The organism is Nonomuraea sp. NPDC049486 (assembly GCF_040676925.1).
GTDB classification, from domain to species: Bacteria; Actinomycetota; Actinomycetes; order Streptosporangiales; family Streptosporangiaceae; genus Nonomuraea; species Nonomuraea ferruginea.
Genome location: NZ_JBFAPV010000002.1, coordinates 703,272 through 718,850 on the forward strand (window position 1 = coordinate 703,272; position 15,579 = coordinate 718,850).

Sequence of the window (15,579 nt, forward strand, 5' to 3'; positions counted from 1 at the left end):
TATCGACATACCGTTGAGGAGTGACATGCGTAGAGGCACGTACGTGAGGTGGGGAGTGCCGATCGCGGCGGCGGCCGTGATCGGCGCGGCGATAGGCGCCGGGCCGGTGATCGCCGCGGTGAGCGGCGACCCCGTGCTTCCCGAACGATCGGCCCAGCAGCTGCTGGCCGACGCCGCCGCGGCCGCGGAGAAGAGCGAGGGCATGCCCCCCATGTCCGGCACCGTCCAGCAGACGGCCTCGCTCGGCCTGCCGGCGCTGCCCGACACGGGCGACGGCTCGCCGCTGTCGCTGCTGTCCGGCTCCCACGAGGTGAAGCTCTGGTACGGCGACGAGGACAAGATGCGGCTGGCGCTGCCCACCCAGTTCAACGAGACCAACGTGATCGTCAACGGCGACCAGGTGTGGTACTGGGACAGCGACAGCAACACCGCCACCAGGGTCAAGCTGCAGGGCGAGCACCCCCGGGAGGGCCTGCCCACGGCTGCCCCGACCGTCATGACGCCCGACCAGGCGGCGCAGCGGCTCCTGGAGCAGGTGGACGAGTCGACCGCGATCTCGGTGAGCAACACCGCCGAGGTCGCGGGCCGCCCGGCCTACCAGCTCACGCTCACCCCGAAGGACCCCGCGTCCCTGGTCCAGGAGGTGCGCCTGGCCATCGACGGCGAGCACTACGTGCCGCTGCGGGTCCAGGTGTTCGCCAAGGGCTCGGCCGAGCCGGCCTTCCAGGTCGGGTTCACCCAGCTGACCTTCACCCCGCCCGCCGAGGAGAACTTCGCCTTCACCCCGCCGGCCGGGGCCAAGGTGGAGGAGAAGACGTTCGGGCCGTCCGACGCGCGACAGGAGCACGCCGAGGAGGCCAGGCGCACCGCCGGGGACCTGAAGGTGCGCGGCGAGGGCTGGACCGCGGTCGCGGTGCTGCCCGCCGACGCCGCGATGCCGCAGGGCGACATGGACGGCGCTCCCGGCGCTCCCGGCGCTCCCGGCGGCGAGGGCGCCGACGCGCGGGCGCTCTTCGACAACGTGCTGAAGACGGCCACCCCGGTGAGCGGCACCTGGGGCTCCGGCAAGATGATCAGGACGAAGCTCGTCACCGTGCTGCTGACCGACGACGGCCGCCTGCTGGTCGGCGCGGTCACCCCGGAGGAGATCATGAAGGCGGCGGGCGTCAGGTGACGACCGTCGCGCAGGAAGCGGGGGCGCCCACCGGGGCGGCCCCGCCCTCCGACCCCGGCGCCGCCATCGTGACGTCCGGGCTGACCAAGCGCTTCCGCGGCGGCCAGACGGCCGTCGACGCGCTCGACCTGACCGTGCCGCGCGGCTCCGTCTACGGCTTCCTGGGGCCGAACGGCTCGGGCAAGACCACCACGATCCGGATGCTGCTCGGCCTGATCACGCCCACCGGCGGCAGCTGCTCCCTGCTCGGCCTGCCGCTCGCGCTGGCCCTGCCCCGGGTGGGCGCGCTGGTCGAGGGACCGGCCTTCTACCCCTACCTGACGGGCGAGGCCAACCTGCGCCGGTTCGACGCCGCCGACCCCACCGCCTCCGGGGCGACCGTACGGCGGCGCGTCGGCGAGGCGCTGGAACGCGTCGGCCTCACCGCCGCGGCGGGCAAGCGCTACCGCAACTACTCGCTCGGCATGCGCCAGCGGCTCGCCATCGCGGCCGCCCTGCTCGGGCCGCGCGAGCTGCTCATCCTGGACGAGCCCACCAACGGGCTCGACCCGCAGGGCACCCGCGAGGTGCGGGCGCTGGTCAAGGAGATCGCCGCCGGCGGCACCACCGTGTTCGTCTCCTCCCACCTGCTGGCCGAGGTCGAGCAGATGTGCACGCACGCCGCCATCATGCGCACCGGCCGCCTCGTCGCGGACGGCACGATCGCCTCGCTGAGCGGCGGCCTGGCCACCCGCGTCAGCGTCGAGACGCCCGACGCGGCCGACGCGGCGCGCGTGCTCGCGGCGCTCGGGCTGGCCGACGTGCGCTCCGCCGCCGGCGCCGTGACCGCCGAGCTGGGGGGTCACGCTCCCGAGCGGGTCAACGCCGCCCTCGTCGGCGAGGGCGTGGCCGTACGGGGGCTCGCCGTCGTGCGGCCGAGCCTGGAGGACGTGTTCGTCGGACTGACAGGAGAGGGATTCGATGTCGACGGCTGACACGGGCACCCGCACCCGTCGCACCCCCGGGCTGGTGCCCGTGACCGAGACCCTGAGCACCGTCGAACGCCGCCCGGAGGAGCCCTCCGACCGGCCCGCGCCGCTGGCGCCGCAGGCCGGGCGCCGCGCGGGCGCGTTCTGGCGGCTGCTCGTCTCCGAGCTGAGCCTCACCTTCCACCGGCCGCGCAACCTGGCCATGCTGGCCGCGCTCGCGACGGTGCCCGTGATCATGGGCGTGTCCCTGCGGCTGTTCGCCGGGGACGACCAGGTCGGCGGCATGATCGCCGCCGTGGCCGGCAACAGCCTCATGCTGACGTTCCTCGCGCTCTCGGCCCTGGTGCTGCTGATGATGCCGATCGCGGTCAGCGTGGTGGCCGGCGACGCGCTCGCCGGCGAGGCCGGCGGCGGCACGCTGCGCTACCTGCTCGCCGCGCCCGCCGGGCGCACCCGGCTGCTGGCCGTCAAGTACCTGAACGCGGTCGTGTACGCGTACGCGGTCACCGCGGTCGTGGCGCTGTCGGCGCTGGTGACCGGGCTCGTGCTGTTCCCCGCCGGTGACGTGGTCCTGCTGTCGGGCACCACCGTCACCATGACCGACGGGCTGCTGCGCATCGCGCTCACCGTCGGCTACGTCGGCTTCGCCCTGTCGGCGGTCGCGGCGGTGGCGCTGGCCATCTCGGCGTTCACCGAGGTGCCCATCGGGGCGATCGCGGGCACCGTCGTGCTGATCATCGCCTGCCAGGTGCTGCGGGCCATCCCCGCGCTCGAATCGATCGCGCCCTACCTGCTGCCGACCAGGTTCACCGGCTTCGACGCGGTCCTGCGCAGCCCGATCGACACCGGGGCGCTGACGGAGGGCCTGCTGACGTTCGGCGCCTACATCGTGATGTCCCTCTCGATCGCCTGGGCCCACTTCACCGGCAAGGACGTCACGTCCTGACCCACACAGGGCCGGCGCGGGAGGCGAGGACGTCACGTCCTGGCCCGAGCTGGGTCGGGGCGGCGCGGGGGTAAGGGCTTCGCCCCGTACGGGTCGCGTACGGGGCGAAGGGGGTGATCAGGAGGGGCGGCGGCGGAGGGCCAGGGCGGCGATCACCACGCCGGCGACGCCGACGGCGAGGCCGGCGCCGCCCAGCAGGCGGGCCGTCCCGTCCGAGGAGGCGGGGGCCGCGCCGGACGCGGCCGGCGCCGCGACGGGGCCGGCGGAGGCGGACGGGGAGGCGGACGCGGCGGGGGAGGCGTCGGCGGCCGGGGTCAGTTTGAGCACGGGCGCCGGGTGCTCGGGCTCGGACCCGTCGGCCGCCGGGGCGTCGGCCCAGGAGACGACCTCGCCGCTGGAGTACGTCTGCTTGGTCGGGAACACCAGCTGGTCGACCCCGGTCGGCAGCCGTCCCATCGACACCTCGAACTCCTGGAACTCGCCCTGGCCGATCTCACCTCCCGACCAGGCGATCGTGGTGACGGCCTCGGTGAGCTCACCGTGCTCGGTGGTGACGGGCTTGGGCAGCTTGCCCTCGGTGACCTTGACGGTCCAGCCGGGCACCGGCCTGACGGAGACGAACGCCAGCGGGTGATCGGTGGGGAAGGTCACCTCGATCTTGGTCGTCCTGGCGTCGTCGCGCTCGTTCGGCACCCGGAAGGCGACCTTGGTGAACCCGCCCGCCACGGCGGTGCCGGGGTTGATCGTGACGTGCGCCAGCGCGGGCAGGGCGAGCGCGGCGGTGAGAGCGGTGGTGGCGGCGAGCACGGTCGCCGCACGTCTGAAGAAGGACATGGCGATAACTCCACTTGGTGGGCATAGGGGATGAGAGGTGTCAGCAGGTCAGGCGGGAAGTGGAGGACCTCGCCTGGTGACGCTGTGGCGGACCGCCGGGTCCGGCGGCACGTCGCGCACCCGTACGACGGGCACGGGCGGCCGGGCGGCGGGACGCGCGGGGACGGGCCGGGGGAGCAGGAGGCGGCGGGCCAGGCGGCGCAGCAGCGCCCAGAGCGCGGCCTCGCCGCGTGACAGCCACCAGCCGGTGAGGAGCGTGGCCGTCAGGTGGGCCACCAGCATGCCGAGCGCCTCGCCCAGCCCCTGCCCGTGGATGTGGGCGGCGACGTAGCCCGTGCCGTCGCCGCCGAACAGCTCGTGCAGCCCGAGCTGGGCCGCGACCAGCAGCCAGCCGACCTGGGCCGGTGAGCGCTCCCTGCCGCCCAGCGCGGCGGCGAGCCCGAACACCGCGCCGCCCCCGGCCAGCAGGGTCCACGGCGGGGGCCGCGATCCGCCGCTCAGCCAGTGGGCCAGGGCCGCGAGGAGCACACAGACGGCGGCGAAGGCCGCCGTCCGGATGAGCCGGAAAGGCAGGTGCGCTCGCATGAGTGTGCTCATGGTGCCACGGGCAGAAGACGTGCGAAAGCTCAAGCGGGAAGCCGCGTGATGACCGGGTGATTCGCGGCGTTTGTTCGCTAGGGTCGTGCCGACCACGTCGACATGAGGTGAGAACGTTGCGGCACTTAGGTGGTTTGCTCCTCGGGCTTGTGGTGACCGCGGCCGTGCTGGGAGGTGGCGGCTGGGCGGTGCGGCAGACGATGGCGGACGTCCAGGCCGCACCGCCGGTCGGCCCGTCGCTCTGGATCGCGCTGGGCTCCATGGCCGCCGTCGGCCTCGTCGTGGGGCTCGTGGTGGCGGGCCGGGTGTCACCGGTCGCCACCTTCATCCCGTCGATGGTCCTGCTGGCCTGGACCGTGGTGTACGCGCTGGACGCGAACCGGGCGCTGACCCTGCTGCCCGACGGCCCGGCGGTGAACGGCATCGTCAGGGAGATCGTCTCCGGCGCTCACATCCTGCTCCGCGGCGGCGTGCTGGCGCTCCTGGGCGTCGCGCTGTTCATCCCCGTGCTGATGCCCTCGCGCTGGGCGCGCCGCTACGACGAGGACGACGACGACTACGAGGAGCAGACCCGGGAGGGCAGCTACTACTAGCGCCCGGCGGTGTAGAGGTGGGTGACCACCTCCTCGATGGAGGAGAGGCCGGGAGCGCTCGCCATCAGGTCGTCCAGCGTCCCTTCGAAGGCCAGCCGGCCGTGGTCGATCAGCATCACGCGGCGGCACAGCCGCTCGATGTCGCCCAGGTCGTGGGTGGTCAGCAGCACGGTCGTGCCGCGCTCGGCGTTGATCCTGGCCAGGAACTCGCGGATGCCGGCCTTGCTCACCACGTCGAGCCCGATCGTGGGCTCGTCGAGCACGAGCACCTCCGGCGCGTGCAGCAGCGCCGCGGCCAGGTCGCCGCGCATCCGCTGGCCGAGGCTGAGCTGGCGCACCGGCGTGCTCATGAACGGGCCGAGGTCCAGCGTCGCCGTCAGCTCCGCCAGCCGTTCCGCGAACATTTTTCGATCTACTTTGTAAAGGAGCCGGATCAGCTCGAAGCTGTCCTTGAGCGGCAGGTCCCACCAGAGCGTGGTGCGCTGGCCGAAGACCACGCCGATGTGCCGGGCCAGCGTGGTGCGCCGGCGCGACGGGTCGAGCCCCGCCACCCGCACGGTGCCGGAGCTGGGCGTCAGGATGCCGCACAGCATCTTGATCGTGGTGGACTTGCCGGCGCCGTTCGGGCCGAGGTAGCCGACGAACTCCCCGGGCGCGACGGTGAAGGTCAGATCGCGTACGGCATGCACGGTCCGCCGCTTCACCTTGAAGGTGCGGCCCGCCTGGTTCAGCTCGATCATGGTCATGGTCAACTCCCTGTCGATCGGTAACGGCGCAGCCCCTGGCGCCAGGCGAGCGCGGCCAGCAGGGCGAGGACGAGGGCCGCGACGGGCCCGAGGAAGCGCATGAAGCCGGGCGTGCCGAACGGGTCGTCGCGGCCCAGCGCGTACAGGCCCGGCTGCCAGTTGATGAAGGCCAGCGGGAGCACGTACGTGACGCCGCGGACGAGTTCGCGGCCGTAGACGCTGAACGGGTACTGGGCGAGCTGCGCGCTGCCGTAGGTGAAGGCGCTGCTCACCTCCGGCGCGTCGACCAGCGCGAACTGGAGAGCTGCGGCCAGCGTCCAGAGCGAGGTGAAGATCACCACGCCGGAGAGGATCATGACGGGCACCATCCAGAGCCGCCGCGGGTCCAGGTCGAGCGCGGCGAGGGCGTAGCCGAGGGCGGCGGCGGCCTGCAGGACGCGGCCGATCCTGGCGGGCACGAACCGGTCGGTGGCGATCTGGATCCAGGCGTTCACGGGCCGGATCAGGAACGTGTCGAGCGTGCCGTCCCTGATGTGCGCGCTGACCCGGTCGAGGTTGCTGAACAGCAGGTCGGTGAGGGTGAAGGCGATCCCGGCGGTCCCGTACAGGAAGAGGACCTCCTCGCGGGTGAACCCGCCGAGCGAGGTGGTGTTGGCGAAGACGATCAGGATGGCGGCGAGGTCGAGCGCGGCGGTGGCGCAGCCGAGCACCAGGAGCAGCGCGAAGGAGGCGGGGTAGGCGGCGGCGGCGCGGGTCCAGGTCCAGGCGAGGAGCAGGTAGGTCCTAACCACCCTGGATCACCACCTTGTGGCGGATGGCGCGGGTGCCGAGCGCGCCCAGGGCTAGCAGCGCGGCGGCCCAGAACGCCTGGAAGGCGAGGGTGTCGAGGACGGGGGCGGTGCCGAGGTAGAGGTCGGCGGGGGCCTGCGCCATGGCGGCCCAGGGCAGCACCCTGGCGACGTCGCCGAGCCAGCCGGGGAAGATCGTCAGGGGCAGGACCAGGCCGCTGAGGAAGGTGGTGAGCACGGTGGAGGCGATGTTGACGCCCCGGTCGTCGGCGAGCCAGCAGGCCGACAGCGCCACCAGGTAGCGCCAGCCGAAGCTGGTGACGACGCCGAGGAGCAGGCCGGCGAGCAGCCCCGCCCAGCGGCCCGGTCCGTCGGGCACGACGATGCCGAACAGGGCGGCGCCGACGAGCATCGGCGGGATGCCCCGGACGAGCAGGAGGTAGCCGGCGCGGCCGAGGTCCTCGGCCAGTGTCCAGAGCTGGAGCGGGGCGGGGCGGACCAGGTCGAGCGCGATGTCGCCGCTGCGGATGCGCTGGGGGATGGCGAGGCCGCCGCCGAACAGCTGCATCGGCCCGATGAAGGCCTGGGTGACGAAGCAGAAGGTGACGGCCTGGGCGACGTCGTAGCCGGCCAGGCCGGGCCTGGCCTGCCAGAGGGCGATGAGGATGTAGGCGCGCAGGATGCCGAACACGGTGTTGGTGAAGGCGCCGGCGAGCGCGGCCCAGACGTAGGTGGCGTGCTTGCGGAAGCCGTACCGGGCGAGCCGCAGGTAGAGGGGTATGGTTTGGCACCTCCGGAGGGTGAGGGCACGGTGACGGCGCGTGCCCGGGGCCGTGCGCGCGCACGGGCCGGTCGGATGGAAGGCCTGGAATTATCCAACCGGCGGTCAGCGGTTGGCAACGGGATAGATGGCGCCCCGGCGTCGGCGGGCATAACCCTCTAGCAGGCAGCATTGCCGAAATGTCCGGGAAAAGCGATGAGATACTTACCGACGGGTAGAGCGATGTTCTGGCGGGGAATCAACATGCCGGAGGCCCGAAATGCACCTGGACAGGGATGTCGCTCCCGAGTATCCGCTGAGCTGGCAGGCCCGCGCTCTCACCGGCCTCATGCGTCACACCCTCAAGCCGGCCTCCCACCTGTTCCTGCGCCACGCCCTGGCGCTGACCGCCGCGTCCCAGCTGGGAGAGCTGGTCAGGCTGCTCCCCGCGGCGACGCCCGACCACGTCTCGCTGGTTCCCGCCGCGTTCTCCGCGTGCGGCGGCGAGTGGGTACGCGGGCGTGACACGCTGGACGAGCACAAGGTGGTGCTGTACCTGCACGGCGGCGGCTACTTCTCGTGCTCACCCCGCACGCACCGGCCGATCACCTGGCGCCTGTCGGCGGTGGCGGGCCGCCCGGTGCTGGCGCTGGACTACCGCCAGGGCCCGGTGCACAAGCTGGCCGACTCGCTGAGCGACTCCCTCGAAGCCTACGACTGCCTGCTGGGGCGGGGGTACGAGCCGGAAGACATGATCATCGCGGGCGACTCCGCGGGCGGGCACCTGACCCTGGCGACGCTGCTGGCGCTGCGTGACCGCGGCCTGCCGCTGCCGTCGGCGGCCCTGTGCCTGTCGCCCTGGGCCGACCTGACCGACTTCCCCCGGCGCGCGAACCGCTGGCAGGACCCGATGCTGCCGGCCGGGCGGGTGCGCTGGCTGGCCCGCCGCTGGACCGACGGGCTGGACCCGCGCGACCCGCTGGTCTCCCCGGTGCTCGGCGACTTCACCGGGCTGCCGCCGCTGATGATCGTCACCGGGTCGACCGAGGTGCTCAGGGACGAGGCCCGCCGCGTCGCCGAGCGGGCCAGGGACGGCGGCGTGCCGGTGACGTACGAGGAGTGGCCGCGCATGCCGCACGTGTTCCCGATCCTGGCGGACGTGCTGCCGGAGGCGCGGCTGGCGTTCCGGCACATGGCGATGTTCCTGGCGGCCGTGGCCGGTCTGGAGGAGCTGGCGGCGGAGGACGAGGCCGCCGCCTGAAGGTCGCGCGCGGGGTGAATCGGCTGCCGGGACAGGGGCAGAGGGGCGAGAGTGACATTTCGCATCGCGCTGACGCCGCGCGGGGAGCAGAGTGTAGGTTAGGCACCCCTAAGCAAGGAGCTGTTCCGCATGACCGGTAAGCCGAGGGATCACCACCGAGGCGTCGTGCTGCGTACCGAGCGCATCGCGCCGCACATGATCCGGGTCATCGTCGGAGGTGACGGACTCCGCGACTTCGAGACGTCCGGCCACACCGACACTTACGTGAAGATCGTGTTCCCGCACGAGGGGGTCGACTACCCCCAGCCGTTCAGCGTCAAGCAGGTACGGGAGACCATGCCGCGCGAGTTCTGGCCGCGGCTGCGCACCTACACCGTGCGCGCCTGGGACCCCGACACCCGCGAGCTGACGCTCGACTTCGTCTACCACGGCGACGAGGGCCTGGCCGGCCCGTGGGCGGCCAACGCCGGACCGGGTGACGAGCTGCTCATGATCGGACCCGGCGGCGGCTACGCGCCCGGCCCGGAGGCCGACTGGCACCTGTTCGCCGGTGACGAGAGCGCGCTGCCCGCCATCGCCGCGTCCCTGGAGGCGCTGCCCGAGGGGGCGCGGGCGTTCGCGTTCATCGAGGTGGCGGGGCCGGAGGAGGAGATCAAGCTGAGCACCCCCGGCGACGTCGAGGTGGTCTGGCTGTACCGGGGCGACCGCCCGGTCGGGCAGGCCCTGGTGGAGGCGGTGTGCTCCTTCGGCTTCCCGGCCGGGCGCGTCCAGGCGTTCGTGCACGGCGAGGCCGGGTTCGTCAAGCAGCTCCGCCGCCACCTGCGGGTCGGCCTGGGCATCCCGATGGCGCACCTGTCGATCTCCGGTTACTGGCGGGCCGGAGCGGACGACGAGTCGTGGCGCGCGGTCAAGAAGGACTGGAACAGGCAGGTCGAGGCCGAGGAAGCCGCCATCCTCACTTGATCTTCGTGACGTCGATCACGCGCAGGGTGTCCCCGACCGGGTAGGCGAGCAGCCTGCCGTCGTCGTCGAAACCGGGCCTCATGAGGCTGAATCCGCCCGCCGTACGCTTCGACGGGATGCCGAGGTCGGCGGAAGCCCCGGTGCGCAGGTCGAAGAGCACGACGCCGGCCGCTTGCCGGCCGTAGCGGACCGAGGCGACGTGGAAGCGATCCAGGGCGGGCGGCGTCCTGGCCATGCCGCCGGGCAGCTCCTGCTGCTGGGAGCCGTCGCGCATCCGGTGGAAGGCGGTCGCCCCGGAGCTGCCTACGCAGAGCGTCATGCCGCAGGCATGCACCCGTTCGCCGTCCCGTACCAGGGCCCGGTCGGTCTCGCCGGTCCGCAGGTTGCGGATCAGGCCGTAGTGCTCGCCTTCGTGCCCGCTGTACGGGCCGGGAGTGCCGATCCACGGCCAGGACAGCAGGTGCATGCCCGCCCCGTTCGCGACCGGCTCCACCTCACCGCCGCCGAGCGGGACCGTGAACACGCCCCCGGAGCGGGCGGAGAACGCGACCCGGTCACCGACGATCTCGACCTTGTCCACGCCGCGCTCGTCCAGCTCGCGGCTCCCGATGACCCGAGCCTCGCCGCCCGACAGGGGAGCCGCCCAGATCTGGGCGGTGCCGTCCTTGAGCTGCGTCCACCAGGCGACGTGCCCGCCTGCGGCGTCGAAGCCCGATGCGAACAGCACGGTCCCCTTGGGGGTCACCACGTGGGTGATCTCGCGCAGGGCGAGCGTGTCCAGGTCGTAGGCGTACAGGGCGTCGGTCTTCTCGAACGAGGCCCAGGTGGAGACGAGCAGGGTCCGGTCGTCGAGGAGGAGGATCGGCTGGATCTTCTTGCCGTCGGGCGTCCTGGCGGGAACCTCGCGCAGCGCCTCCGGCCACACCGATCCGATCGGCTCCGGCTTGACGTCGTAGGACGGGGCGTGGGACCGAGTCGGCGACACGGTCGGTGACGCGGGCGGCGACACTGCCGCCGTCGCCGTCGCGTCCGGGGTCACGGTGGCGGTGGGGTCTGCGGCCCTGTCGGCGGCTCTGTCGGCGGCGCGCAGGCCGCCCGCGACCCCGCCCGCGATCACCACGACTGCCGCGCCGGCGAGCAGCGCCTGCCTGCGCTGTCTGCGCCGCCGGTAGCGGGTCTCCACCTGGGAGGCGGCCGCCTCGGCGGGGAGTCCGGGCGCCTGGCCGGCGGCCTGCCGCAGCGTCCTGCGCAGGGTGTCCTCCACGTCGGGCGTCCGGTTCATCGCGCTCCCTCCCCGACCGCGCTCCACTCGGCGGGGACGGCGGCGCGCAGCTTGTCCAGCGCCCGCGACGCCTGGCTGCGCACGGTGCCGCGGGAGACGCCGAGCACCTTGGCGATCTCGGCGTCGTCGAGCTGCTCGTAGTAGCGCAGCACCAGGACGGCGCGCTGCTTGCGGGGCAGGCCGGCCAGCGCCAGCCACATGGCGCGCTCGTCGCCGCTGGGCAGCGCGTCGCGGTGCTCCCTGTCAGGTGGCTCCCAGGTGAGCTGTTCGCGTCTGCGGCGCCGCCAGGCCGCGATGTGCAGCCGTGCCATCGTGGTGCGCGCGTAGCTCTCGGGGTTGTCCTTCGAGCGCAGCCGCGGCCAGGCGGCCCGCACCTTGAGCAGCGCCTCCTGCACCAGGTCGGCGGCGTCGTGCGGGTTGCCCGCGAGCACGTAGCCGTAGCGCATCAGCGCCTCACCCCGCTCGGCGACGAACTCCGCGAATCGGGCGTCTCCATCCACCTGCTCCAGCCTTCCGTCGATTCCTTCCACCTCTCAGAGAAGGAACGCGGCCGATCCGTTGCACGGGCTGGCGGACATGGGTCGGCCGCGCCAGGCCGGGGAAGGTCTGGCGCGGCCGTTCGCCGGGGGGAACCACCCATGCCCTGGAGGTAACCGGCGAGCTCATGCGGTCAGTGGGCGAACTGCTCCTCCTCGGTCGACCCCTTGAGCGCGGTGGTCGAGGAGTCGGGCGAGATGGCCGTGCTGACCAGGTCGAAGTAGCCGGTGCCGACCTCGCGCTGGTGGCGGGTGGCGGTGTATCCGTGCGCCTCCGCGGCGAACTCCGCCTCCTGCAGGTCCACGTACGCGGTCATGCCGTCGGTCGCGTACCCCTGGGCGAGGTGGAACATCGAGTAGTTCAGCGAGTGGAACCCGGCGAGGGTGATGAACTGGAACTTGTACCCCATGTGCCCCAGCTCGCGCTGGAACTTGGCGATGGTGGAGTCGTCCAGGTGCTGCTTCCAGTTGAAGGAAGGCGAGCAGTTGTAGGCCAGCATCTGGTCCGGATACCGGGCCTTGATCGCCTCGGCGAACTCGCGGGCCACGTCCAGGTCGGGCGTGCCGGTCTCCATCCAGAGCAGGTCGGAGTGCGGGGCGTAGGCGAGGCCGCGGGCGATGCACGCCTCGATGCCGTTGCGCACCCGGTAGAAGCCTTCGGCGGTGCGCTCGCCGGTGCAGAACTCCTGGTCGCGCGGGTCCACGTCGCTGGTCAGGAGCGTCGCGGCCTGGGCGTCGGTCCGCGCGATGACCAGTGAGGGGACTCCCGCGACGTCCGCGGCGAGGCGGGCGGCGTTGAGGGTCTTGATGTGCTGGCCGGTCGGGATGAGCACCTTCCCGCCGAGGTGGCCGCACTTCTTCTCGGAGGCGAGCTGGTCCTCCCAGTGCACGCCCGCGGCGCCGGCGGCGATCATGCCCTTCATCAGCTCGAAGGCGTTGAGCACGCCGCCGAACCCCGCCTCGGCGTCGGCCACGATGGGCGCCAGCCAGTGCGGCGCGTCCTCCCGGCCCTCCGACCAGGTGATCTGGTCGGCGCGCAGCAGCGCGTTGTTGATGCGGCGCACCACGGCCGGCACGGAGTTGGCCGGGTAGAGGCTCTGGTCGGGGTAGGTCTGCGCCCCCAGGTTGGCGTCGGCGGCGACCTGCCAGCCGGACAGGTAGATGGCCTTCAGCCCGGCCTTCACCTGCTGCACGGCCTGGTTGCCGGTCAGCGCGCCGAGCGAGTGCACGTACTCCTCGGTGTGCAACAGGCTCCACAGCCGTTCGGCGCCGAGCCGGGCGAGCGTGTGCTCCTCCTGGACGCTGCCACGCAACCGGATCACGTCCTCGGCGCTGTAGGTGCGCTCGATGCCGGCCCAGCGCGGGTCGTTCTCCCACTCGTCCCGCAGCTGCTCGGCGGCTCCCTTGAGGCGATCGTTCATCGTTCACTCCTTTGTCGTCCCCTGGGGCGTATGCCGAGTCTGTGCCCCCGTGACCCCCGGCAACAGCCAGAACGGGAGAGAAAAACCTGCGAATTTCCGCCACACGCAACTACTGGCCGGTCTTCAGGGGAGAAAAAATCGAGAGTTTTCTCTATGGACTAGACCACTGGTCAGAGGTGGTGTGCCCGGCCTCACAGGGCTTGCGGGCGCCTCCCGTACGTCTAGAAGATGAGCGGAATTTCCGACTAAGATGCGTGCATGGCGTCCTTGCTGGGTGAAGAACCGCTGACTTTGACGCATGAGCTCGATCTCATCGCGTTCGGGCAACGCCTGCGCCACCTCCGCAAGCAGCGCGGGCTCACCCTCTCCGACCTGGGCGAACGGGTCAGCAGGGCGCCCAGTCAGCTCTCCCTGCTGGAGAACGGCAAGCGCGAGCCCAAGCTCTCCCTGCTCAAGTCGCTCGCCTCGGCGCTGAACGTGCCGGTCGAGGAGCTGCTGCGCCGCCAGCCGCCCAACCGCCGCGCCCAGCTGGAGATCGCCCTCGAAGAGGCCCAGCGCGACCCCATCTACGCCGACCTCGGGCTGCCGCGTCTCAAGGTCTCCGCCCGCGTGCCCAACGACGTGCTGGAACACATCCTCGGCCTCTACGGCGAGCTGCGCTCCCGCGAGGCGCGCGGCACCGCCACCCCCGAGGAGGCCAGGGCCGCCAACGCCGAGCTGCGCCGCCGCCAGCGCGAGCTGGGCAACTACTTCCCCGAGATCGAGCAGGCCGCCGCCGAGGCGCTCGGCGCCGTCGGCTACCGTGCCGGCGCCCTGTCGCAGAGCATGATCCAGAGCCTGGTGACGCACTTCGGCTACACCGTGCACACCGCCCAGGACCTGCCCCGGTCGGTGCGTTCCATCACCGACATGCGCAACCGCCGCATCTACGTCAAGCACGAGCAGCTCGGCATGCACACCCCGCGCACCATCCTGCTCCAGACGCTCGGCCACCTCGCGCTCGGCCACAACAAGCCCCGCGACTTCGCCGACTTCCTGCGCCAGCGCACCGAGGCCAACTACTTCGCCGCCGCCGTGCTCGTGCCGGAGAAGGCCGCCGCCGTCTACCTGCAGGAGGCCAAGGCCGACCGGGCGCTGTCGGTGGAGGACCTGCGCGACGTGTTCGCGGTCTCGTACGAGATGGCCGCCCACCGCTTCACCAACCTCGCCACCCACCACCTCGACCTGGTCTGCCACTTCGTCCGCAACGACGCCGGCGGCATCATCTACAAGGCGTACGAGAACGACGGCATCGTCTTCCCGGCCGACGAGCAGGGCGCCATCGAGGGGCAGCGGATGTGCCTGCAGTGGTCGGGCCGCCAGGTGTTCGCCTCGCCCGACCGCTTCTCCGTCTACTACCAGTACTCCGACTCGCCGACGGGCACCTACTTCTGCGTCGCGCACGTCGACCCGTCACGGGAGCGCGACTTCGCCATCACGCTCGGGGTGCCGTTCAAGGAGTCGCGCTGGTTCCGCGGCCGCGAGACCACCAACCGCACCAAGTCCACCTGCCCCAACGGCGACTGCTGCCGCCGCCCGCCCACCGCGCTGGCCGAGCGCTGGGAGGGCTACGCCTGGCCGTCGGCCCGCGCCAACTCGCACGTGCTCGCCGCCCTGCCGCCCGGCTCCTTCCCCGGCGTCGACGAGGCGGATGTTTACACATTCTTGGAGCGCCACGCCGTCACGGGTTGACCCTCGGAGGGCAGAACTCAGGGGATGAACGGGGGTGGTCGCATGCTGCCTGAAGTTCGGACCTGGTTGCGGCGCCGCACCACACGCACGACCGACTGGCCGGTGCGCGAGCTGGCCGAGGCGAAGGGCCGCACGTCTGTCAGCGTGGTTCTACCCGCGCGTGACGAACGCGACACCGTGGGTCACATCGTCGGCGTCATCCTCGACGAGCTGGGCGGCCTCGTGGACGAGGTCGTGGTCATCGACTCCTGCTCCACCGACGACACCGCCGCCGTCGCCGCCCGCGCCGGCGCCGAGGTGCACGCCCAGGACGCCATCCTGCCCGAGCTGGGCCCGCTCGACGGCAAGGGCGAGGCGCTGTGGAAGTCCCTCGCCGTCACCAGCGGCGACATCGTGGCGTTCGTCGACGCCGACATCCGCGGCTTCCAGTCGTCCCTGGTGAGCGGACTGCTCGGCCCGCTGCTCACCGACCGCAGCGTCGCCTACGCCAAGGGCTGCTACGACCGGCCGCTCGACGGCGCACCCAACGGCGGCGGACGCGTCACCGAACTGGTCGCCCGCCCGCTCATCAACCTCCACTGGCCCCAGCTCGCCGGGTTCGTCCAGCCGCTCGCCGGCGAGTACGCCGGCCGCCGCTCCGCGCTGGAGCGGGTGCCGTTCCTCACCCGGTACGGGGTCGAGCTCGGGCTGCTCGTCGACCTGCTCGACCTGGCGGGGCTGGACGCGTTCGCCCAGGTCGACCTGGGCTCCCGCGAGCACGCGCCGCAGTCGACCGAGGCCCTGGGCAACATGGCGGCCCAGATCATGCTGGCCGCCTACTCGCGGCTGCTCCGCCAGGGCAAGCTCGGCCGCTGCCACGACCTGTCGTCCTGCCTCGACCAGTTCCGCCGCTGCGCGGGCGGCCACCGGGTGGTCAGCAGCGACGTCTCCATCGCCGAACGACCCCCGATGCTGACACTGCGGTGAGGCAGGACGACGC

At 72.2% G+C, this 15,579-nt stretch carries 16 protein-coding genes; 8 read left to right on the forward strand and 8 right to left on the reverse strand.

Annotated features, from left to right (window positions below; translation table 11 throughout):
* The first annotated feature begins 25 nt into the window (after nt 1-25).
* Genes AB0K05_RS08185 through AB0K05_RS08195 form a run of 3 tightly spaced genes read left to right on the forward strand, consistent with a single transcriptional unit; the run spans nt 26 to nt 3,088 of the window.
* Entirely contained in the window at nt 26-1,174 is a 1,149-nt protein-coding gene (locus AB0K05_RS08185) for an outer membrane lipoprotein carrier protein LolA (protein WP_364227732.1), read from the forward strand.
* Nucleotides 1,171-2,148 carry an ABC transporter ATP-binding protein gene (locus tag AB0K05_RS08190; protein WP_364227735.1) on the forward strand — a complete coding sequence of 326 codons (978 nt, stop codon included), beginning with the start codon at nt 1,171-1,173 and terminating at the stop codon, nt 2,146-2,148. Before AB0K05_RS08185 ends, AB0K05_RS08190 begins: the two co-directional genes overlap by 4 nt.
* Entirely contained in the window at nt 2,135-3,088 is a 954-nt protein-coding gene (locus AB0K05_RS08195) for an ABC transporter permease (protein ID WP_364227738.1), read from the forward strand. Before AB0K05_RS08190 ends, AB0K05_RS08195 begins: the two co-directional genes overlap by 14 nt.
* A 117-nt stretch (nt 3,089-3,205) precedes the next feature.
* On the opposite strand, the gene AB0K05_RS08200 is transcribed toward AB0K05_RS08195, so the two are convergent.
* Entirely contained in the window at nt 3,206-3,922 is a 717-nt protein-coding gene (locus tag AB0K05_RS08200) for a YcnI family protein (protein ID WP_364227741.1), read from the reverse strand.
* Nucleotides 3,923-3,970: 48 nt separating this feature from the next.
* Nucleotides 3,971-4,507, reverse strand: a complete 537-nt coding sequence (locus tag AB0K05_RS08205; protein ID WP_364227744.1) for an MFS transporter — start codon at nt 4,505-4,507, stop codon at nt 3,971-3,973.
* Nucleotides 4,508-4,653: 146 nt separating this feature from the next.
* Here AB0K05_RS08205 and AB0K05_RS08210 point away from each other — a divergent pair, with 146 nt between their 5' ends.
* The gene (locus tag AB0K05_RS08210; protein WP_271279999.1) at nt 4,654-5,112 is read left to right on the forward strand and encodes a hypothetical protein; all 459 of its coding nucleotides are present in this window, start codon (nt 4,654-4,656) and stop codon (nt 5,110-5,112) included.
* On the opposite strand, the gene AB0K05_RS08215 is transcribed toward AB0K05_RS08210, so the two are convergent.
* Genes AB0K05_RS08215 through AB0K05_RS08225 form a run of 3 tightly spaced genes read right to left on the reverse strand, consistent with a single transcriptional unit; the run spans nt 5,109 to nt 7,337 of the window.
* Nucleotides 5,109-5,858 carry an ATP-binding cassette domain-containing protein gene (locus AB0K05_RS08215; RefSeq protein ID WP_364227747.1) on the reverse strand — a complete coding sequence of 250 codons (750 nt, stop codon included), beginning with the start codon at nt 5,856-5,858 and terminating at the stop codon, nt 5,109-5,111. The genes AB0K05_RS08210 and AB0K05_RS08215 overlap by 4 nt on opposite strands.
* Nucleotides 5,859-5,860: 2 nt before the next feature.
* Complete coding sequence (locus AB0K05_RS08220; protein ID WP_148032378.1) at nt 5,861-6,649, reverse strand: ABC-2 family transporter protein; 789 nt, start codon at nt 6,647-6,649, stop codon at nt 5,861-5,863.
* Entirely contained in the window at nt 6,642-7,337 is a 696-nt protein-coding gene (locus AB0K05_RS08225) for an ABC-2 family transporter protein (RefSeq protein WP_271280001.1), read from the reverse strand. The genes AB0K05_RS08220 and AB0K05_RS08225 overlap by 8 nt, the downstream gene beginning before the upstream one ends.
* A 349-nt stretch (nt 7,338-7,686) precedes the next feature.
* On the opposite strand from AB0K05_RS08225, the gene AB0K05_RS08230 reads away from it, so the two are divergent.
* On the forward strand, nt 7,687-8,667 hold the full coding sequence (locus tag AB0K05_RS08230; protein WP_219544604.1) for an alpha/beta hydrolase: 981 nt from the start codon (nt 7,687-7,689) through the stop codon (nt 8,665-8,667).
* A gap of 129 nt (nt 8,668-8,796) precedes the next feature.
* On the forward strand, nt 8,797-9,630 hold the full coding sequence (locus AB0K05_RS08235) for a siderophore-interacting protein (protein WP_364227752.1): 834 nt from the start codon (nt 8,797-8,799) through the stop codon (nt 9,628-9,630).
* On the opposite strand, the gene AB0K05_RS08240 is transcribed toward AB0K05_RS08235, so the two are convergent.
* From AB0K05_RS08240 to aceA, 3 genes are all read right to left on the reverse strand, one after another.
* A complete protein-coding gene (locus AB0K05_RS08240; protein ID WP_364227755.1) occupies nt 9,623-10,912 on the reverse strand; it encodes a hypothetical protein in 1,290 nt (429 codons plus the stop codon). The genes AB0K05_RS08235 and AB0K05_RS08240 overlap by 8 nt on opposite strands.
* Nucleotides 10,909-11,442, reverse strand: a complete 534-nt coding sequence (locus tag AB0K05_RS08245) for a SigE family RNA polymerase sigma factor (RefSeq protein WP_364227758.1) — start codon at nt 11,440-11,442, stop codon at nt 10,909-10,911. Before AB0K05_RS08245 ends, AB0K05_RS08240 begins: the two co-directional genes overlap by 4 nt.
* A 140-nt stretch (nt 11,443-11,582) precedes the next feature.
* Nucleotides 11,583-12,869, reverse strand: a complete 1,287-nt coding sequence (gene aceA / locus AB0K05_RS08250; RefSeq protein WP_148032372.1) for an isocitrate lyase — start codon at nt 12,867-12,869, stop codon at nt 11,583-11,585.
* 291 nt (nt 12,870-13,160) lie between these two features.
* On the opposite strand from aceA, the gene AB0K05_RS08255 reads away from it, so the two are divergent.
* Both AB0K05_RS08255 and AB0K05_RS08260 read left to right on the forward strand, forming a co-directional pair.
* Nucleotides 13,161-14,600, forward strand: coding sequence for a helix-turn-helix transcriptional regulator (locus AB0K05_RS08255; protein ID WP_219544642.1), 1,440 nt, complete (start codon nt 13,161-13,163; stop codon nt 14,598-14,600).
* Between the two features lie 42 nt (nt 14,601-14,642).
* A complete protein-coding gene (locus AB0K05_RS08260) occupies nt 14,643-15,566 on the forward strand; it encodes a glucosyl-3-phosphoglycerate synthase (protein ID WP_271280003.1) in 924 nt (307 codons plus the stop codon).
* Nucleotides 15,567-15,579 lie beyond the last annotated feature (13 nt).

Excerpts from the sequence above, each read along its gene's own strand:
- AB0K05_RS08240 (WP_364227755.1), bottom strand. The coding sequence starts at position 10,912 with ATGAACCGGACGCCCGACGTGGAGGACACCCTGCGCAGGACGCTGCGG.
- AB0K05_RS08215 (WP_364227747.1), bottom strand. The coding sequence starts at position 5,858 with ATGACCATGATCGAGCTGAACCAGGCGGGCCGCACCTTCAAGGTGAAG.
- AB0K05_RS08195 (WP_364227738.1), top strand. The coding sequence starts at position 2,135 with ATGTCGACGGCTGACACGGGCACCCGCACCCGTCGCACCCCCGGGCTG.
- AB0K05_RS08185 (WP_364227732.1), top strand. The coding sequence starts at position 26 with ATGCGTAGAGGCACGTACGTGAGGTGGGGAGTGCCGATCGCGGCGGCG.
- AB0K05_RS08235 (WP_364227752.1), top strand. The coding sequence starts at position 8,797 with ATGACCGGTAAGCCGAGGGATCACCACCGAGGCGTCGTGCTGCGTACC.
- AB0K05_RS08205 (WP_364227744.1), bottom strand. The coding sequence starts at position 4,507 with ATGCGAGCGCACCTGCCTTTCCGGCTCATCCGGACGGCGGCCTTCGCC.
- aceA (WP_148032372.1), bottom strand. The coding sequence starts at position 12,869 with ATGAACGATCGCCTCAAGGGAGCCGCCGAGCAGCTGCGGGACGAGTGG.
- AB0K05_RS08260 (WP_271280003.1), top strand. The coding sequence starts at position 14,643 with ATGCTGCCTGAAGTTCGGACCTGGTTGCGGCGCCGCACCACACGCACG.
- AB0K05_RS08200 (WP_364227741.1), bottom strand. The coding sequence starts at position 3,922 with ATGTCCTTCTTCAGACGTGCGGCGACCGTGCTCGCCGCCACCACCGCT.
- AB0K05_RS08230 (WP_219544604.1), top strand. The coding sequence starts at position 7,687 with ATGCACCTGGACAGGGATGTCGCTCCCGAGTATCCGCTGAGCTGGCAG.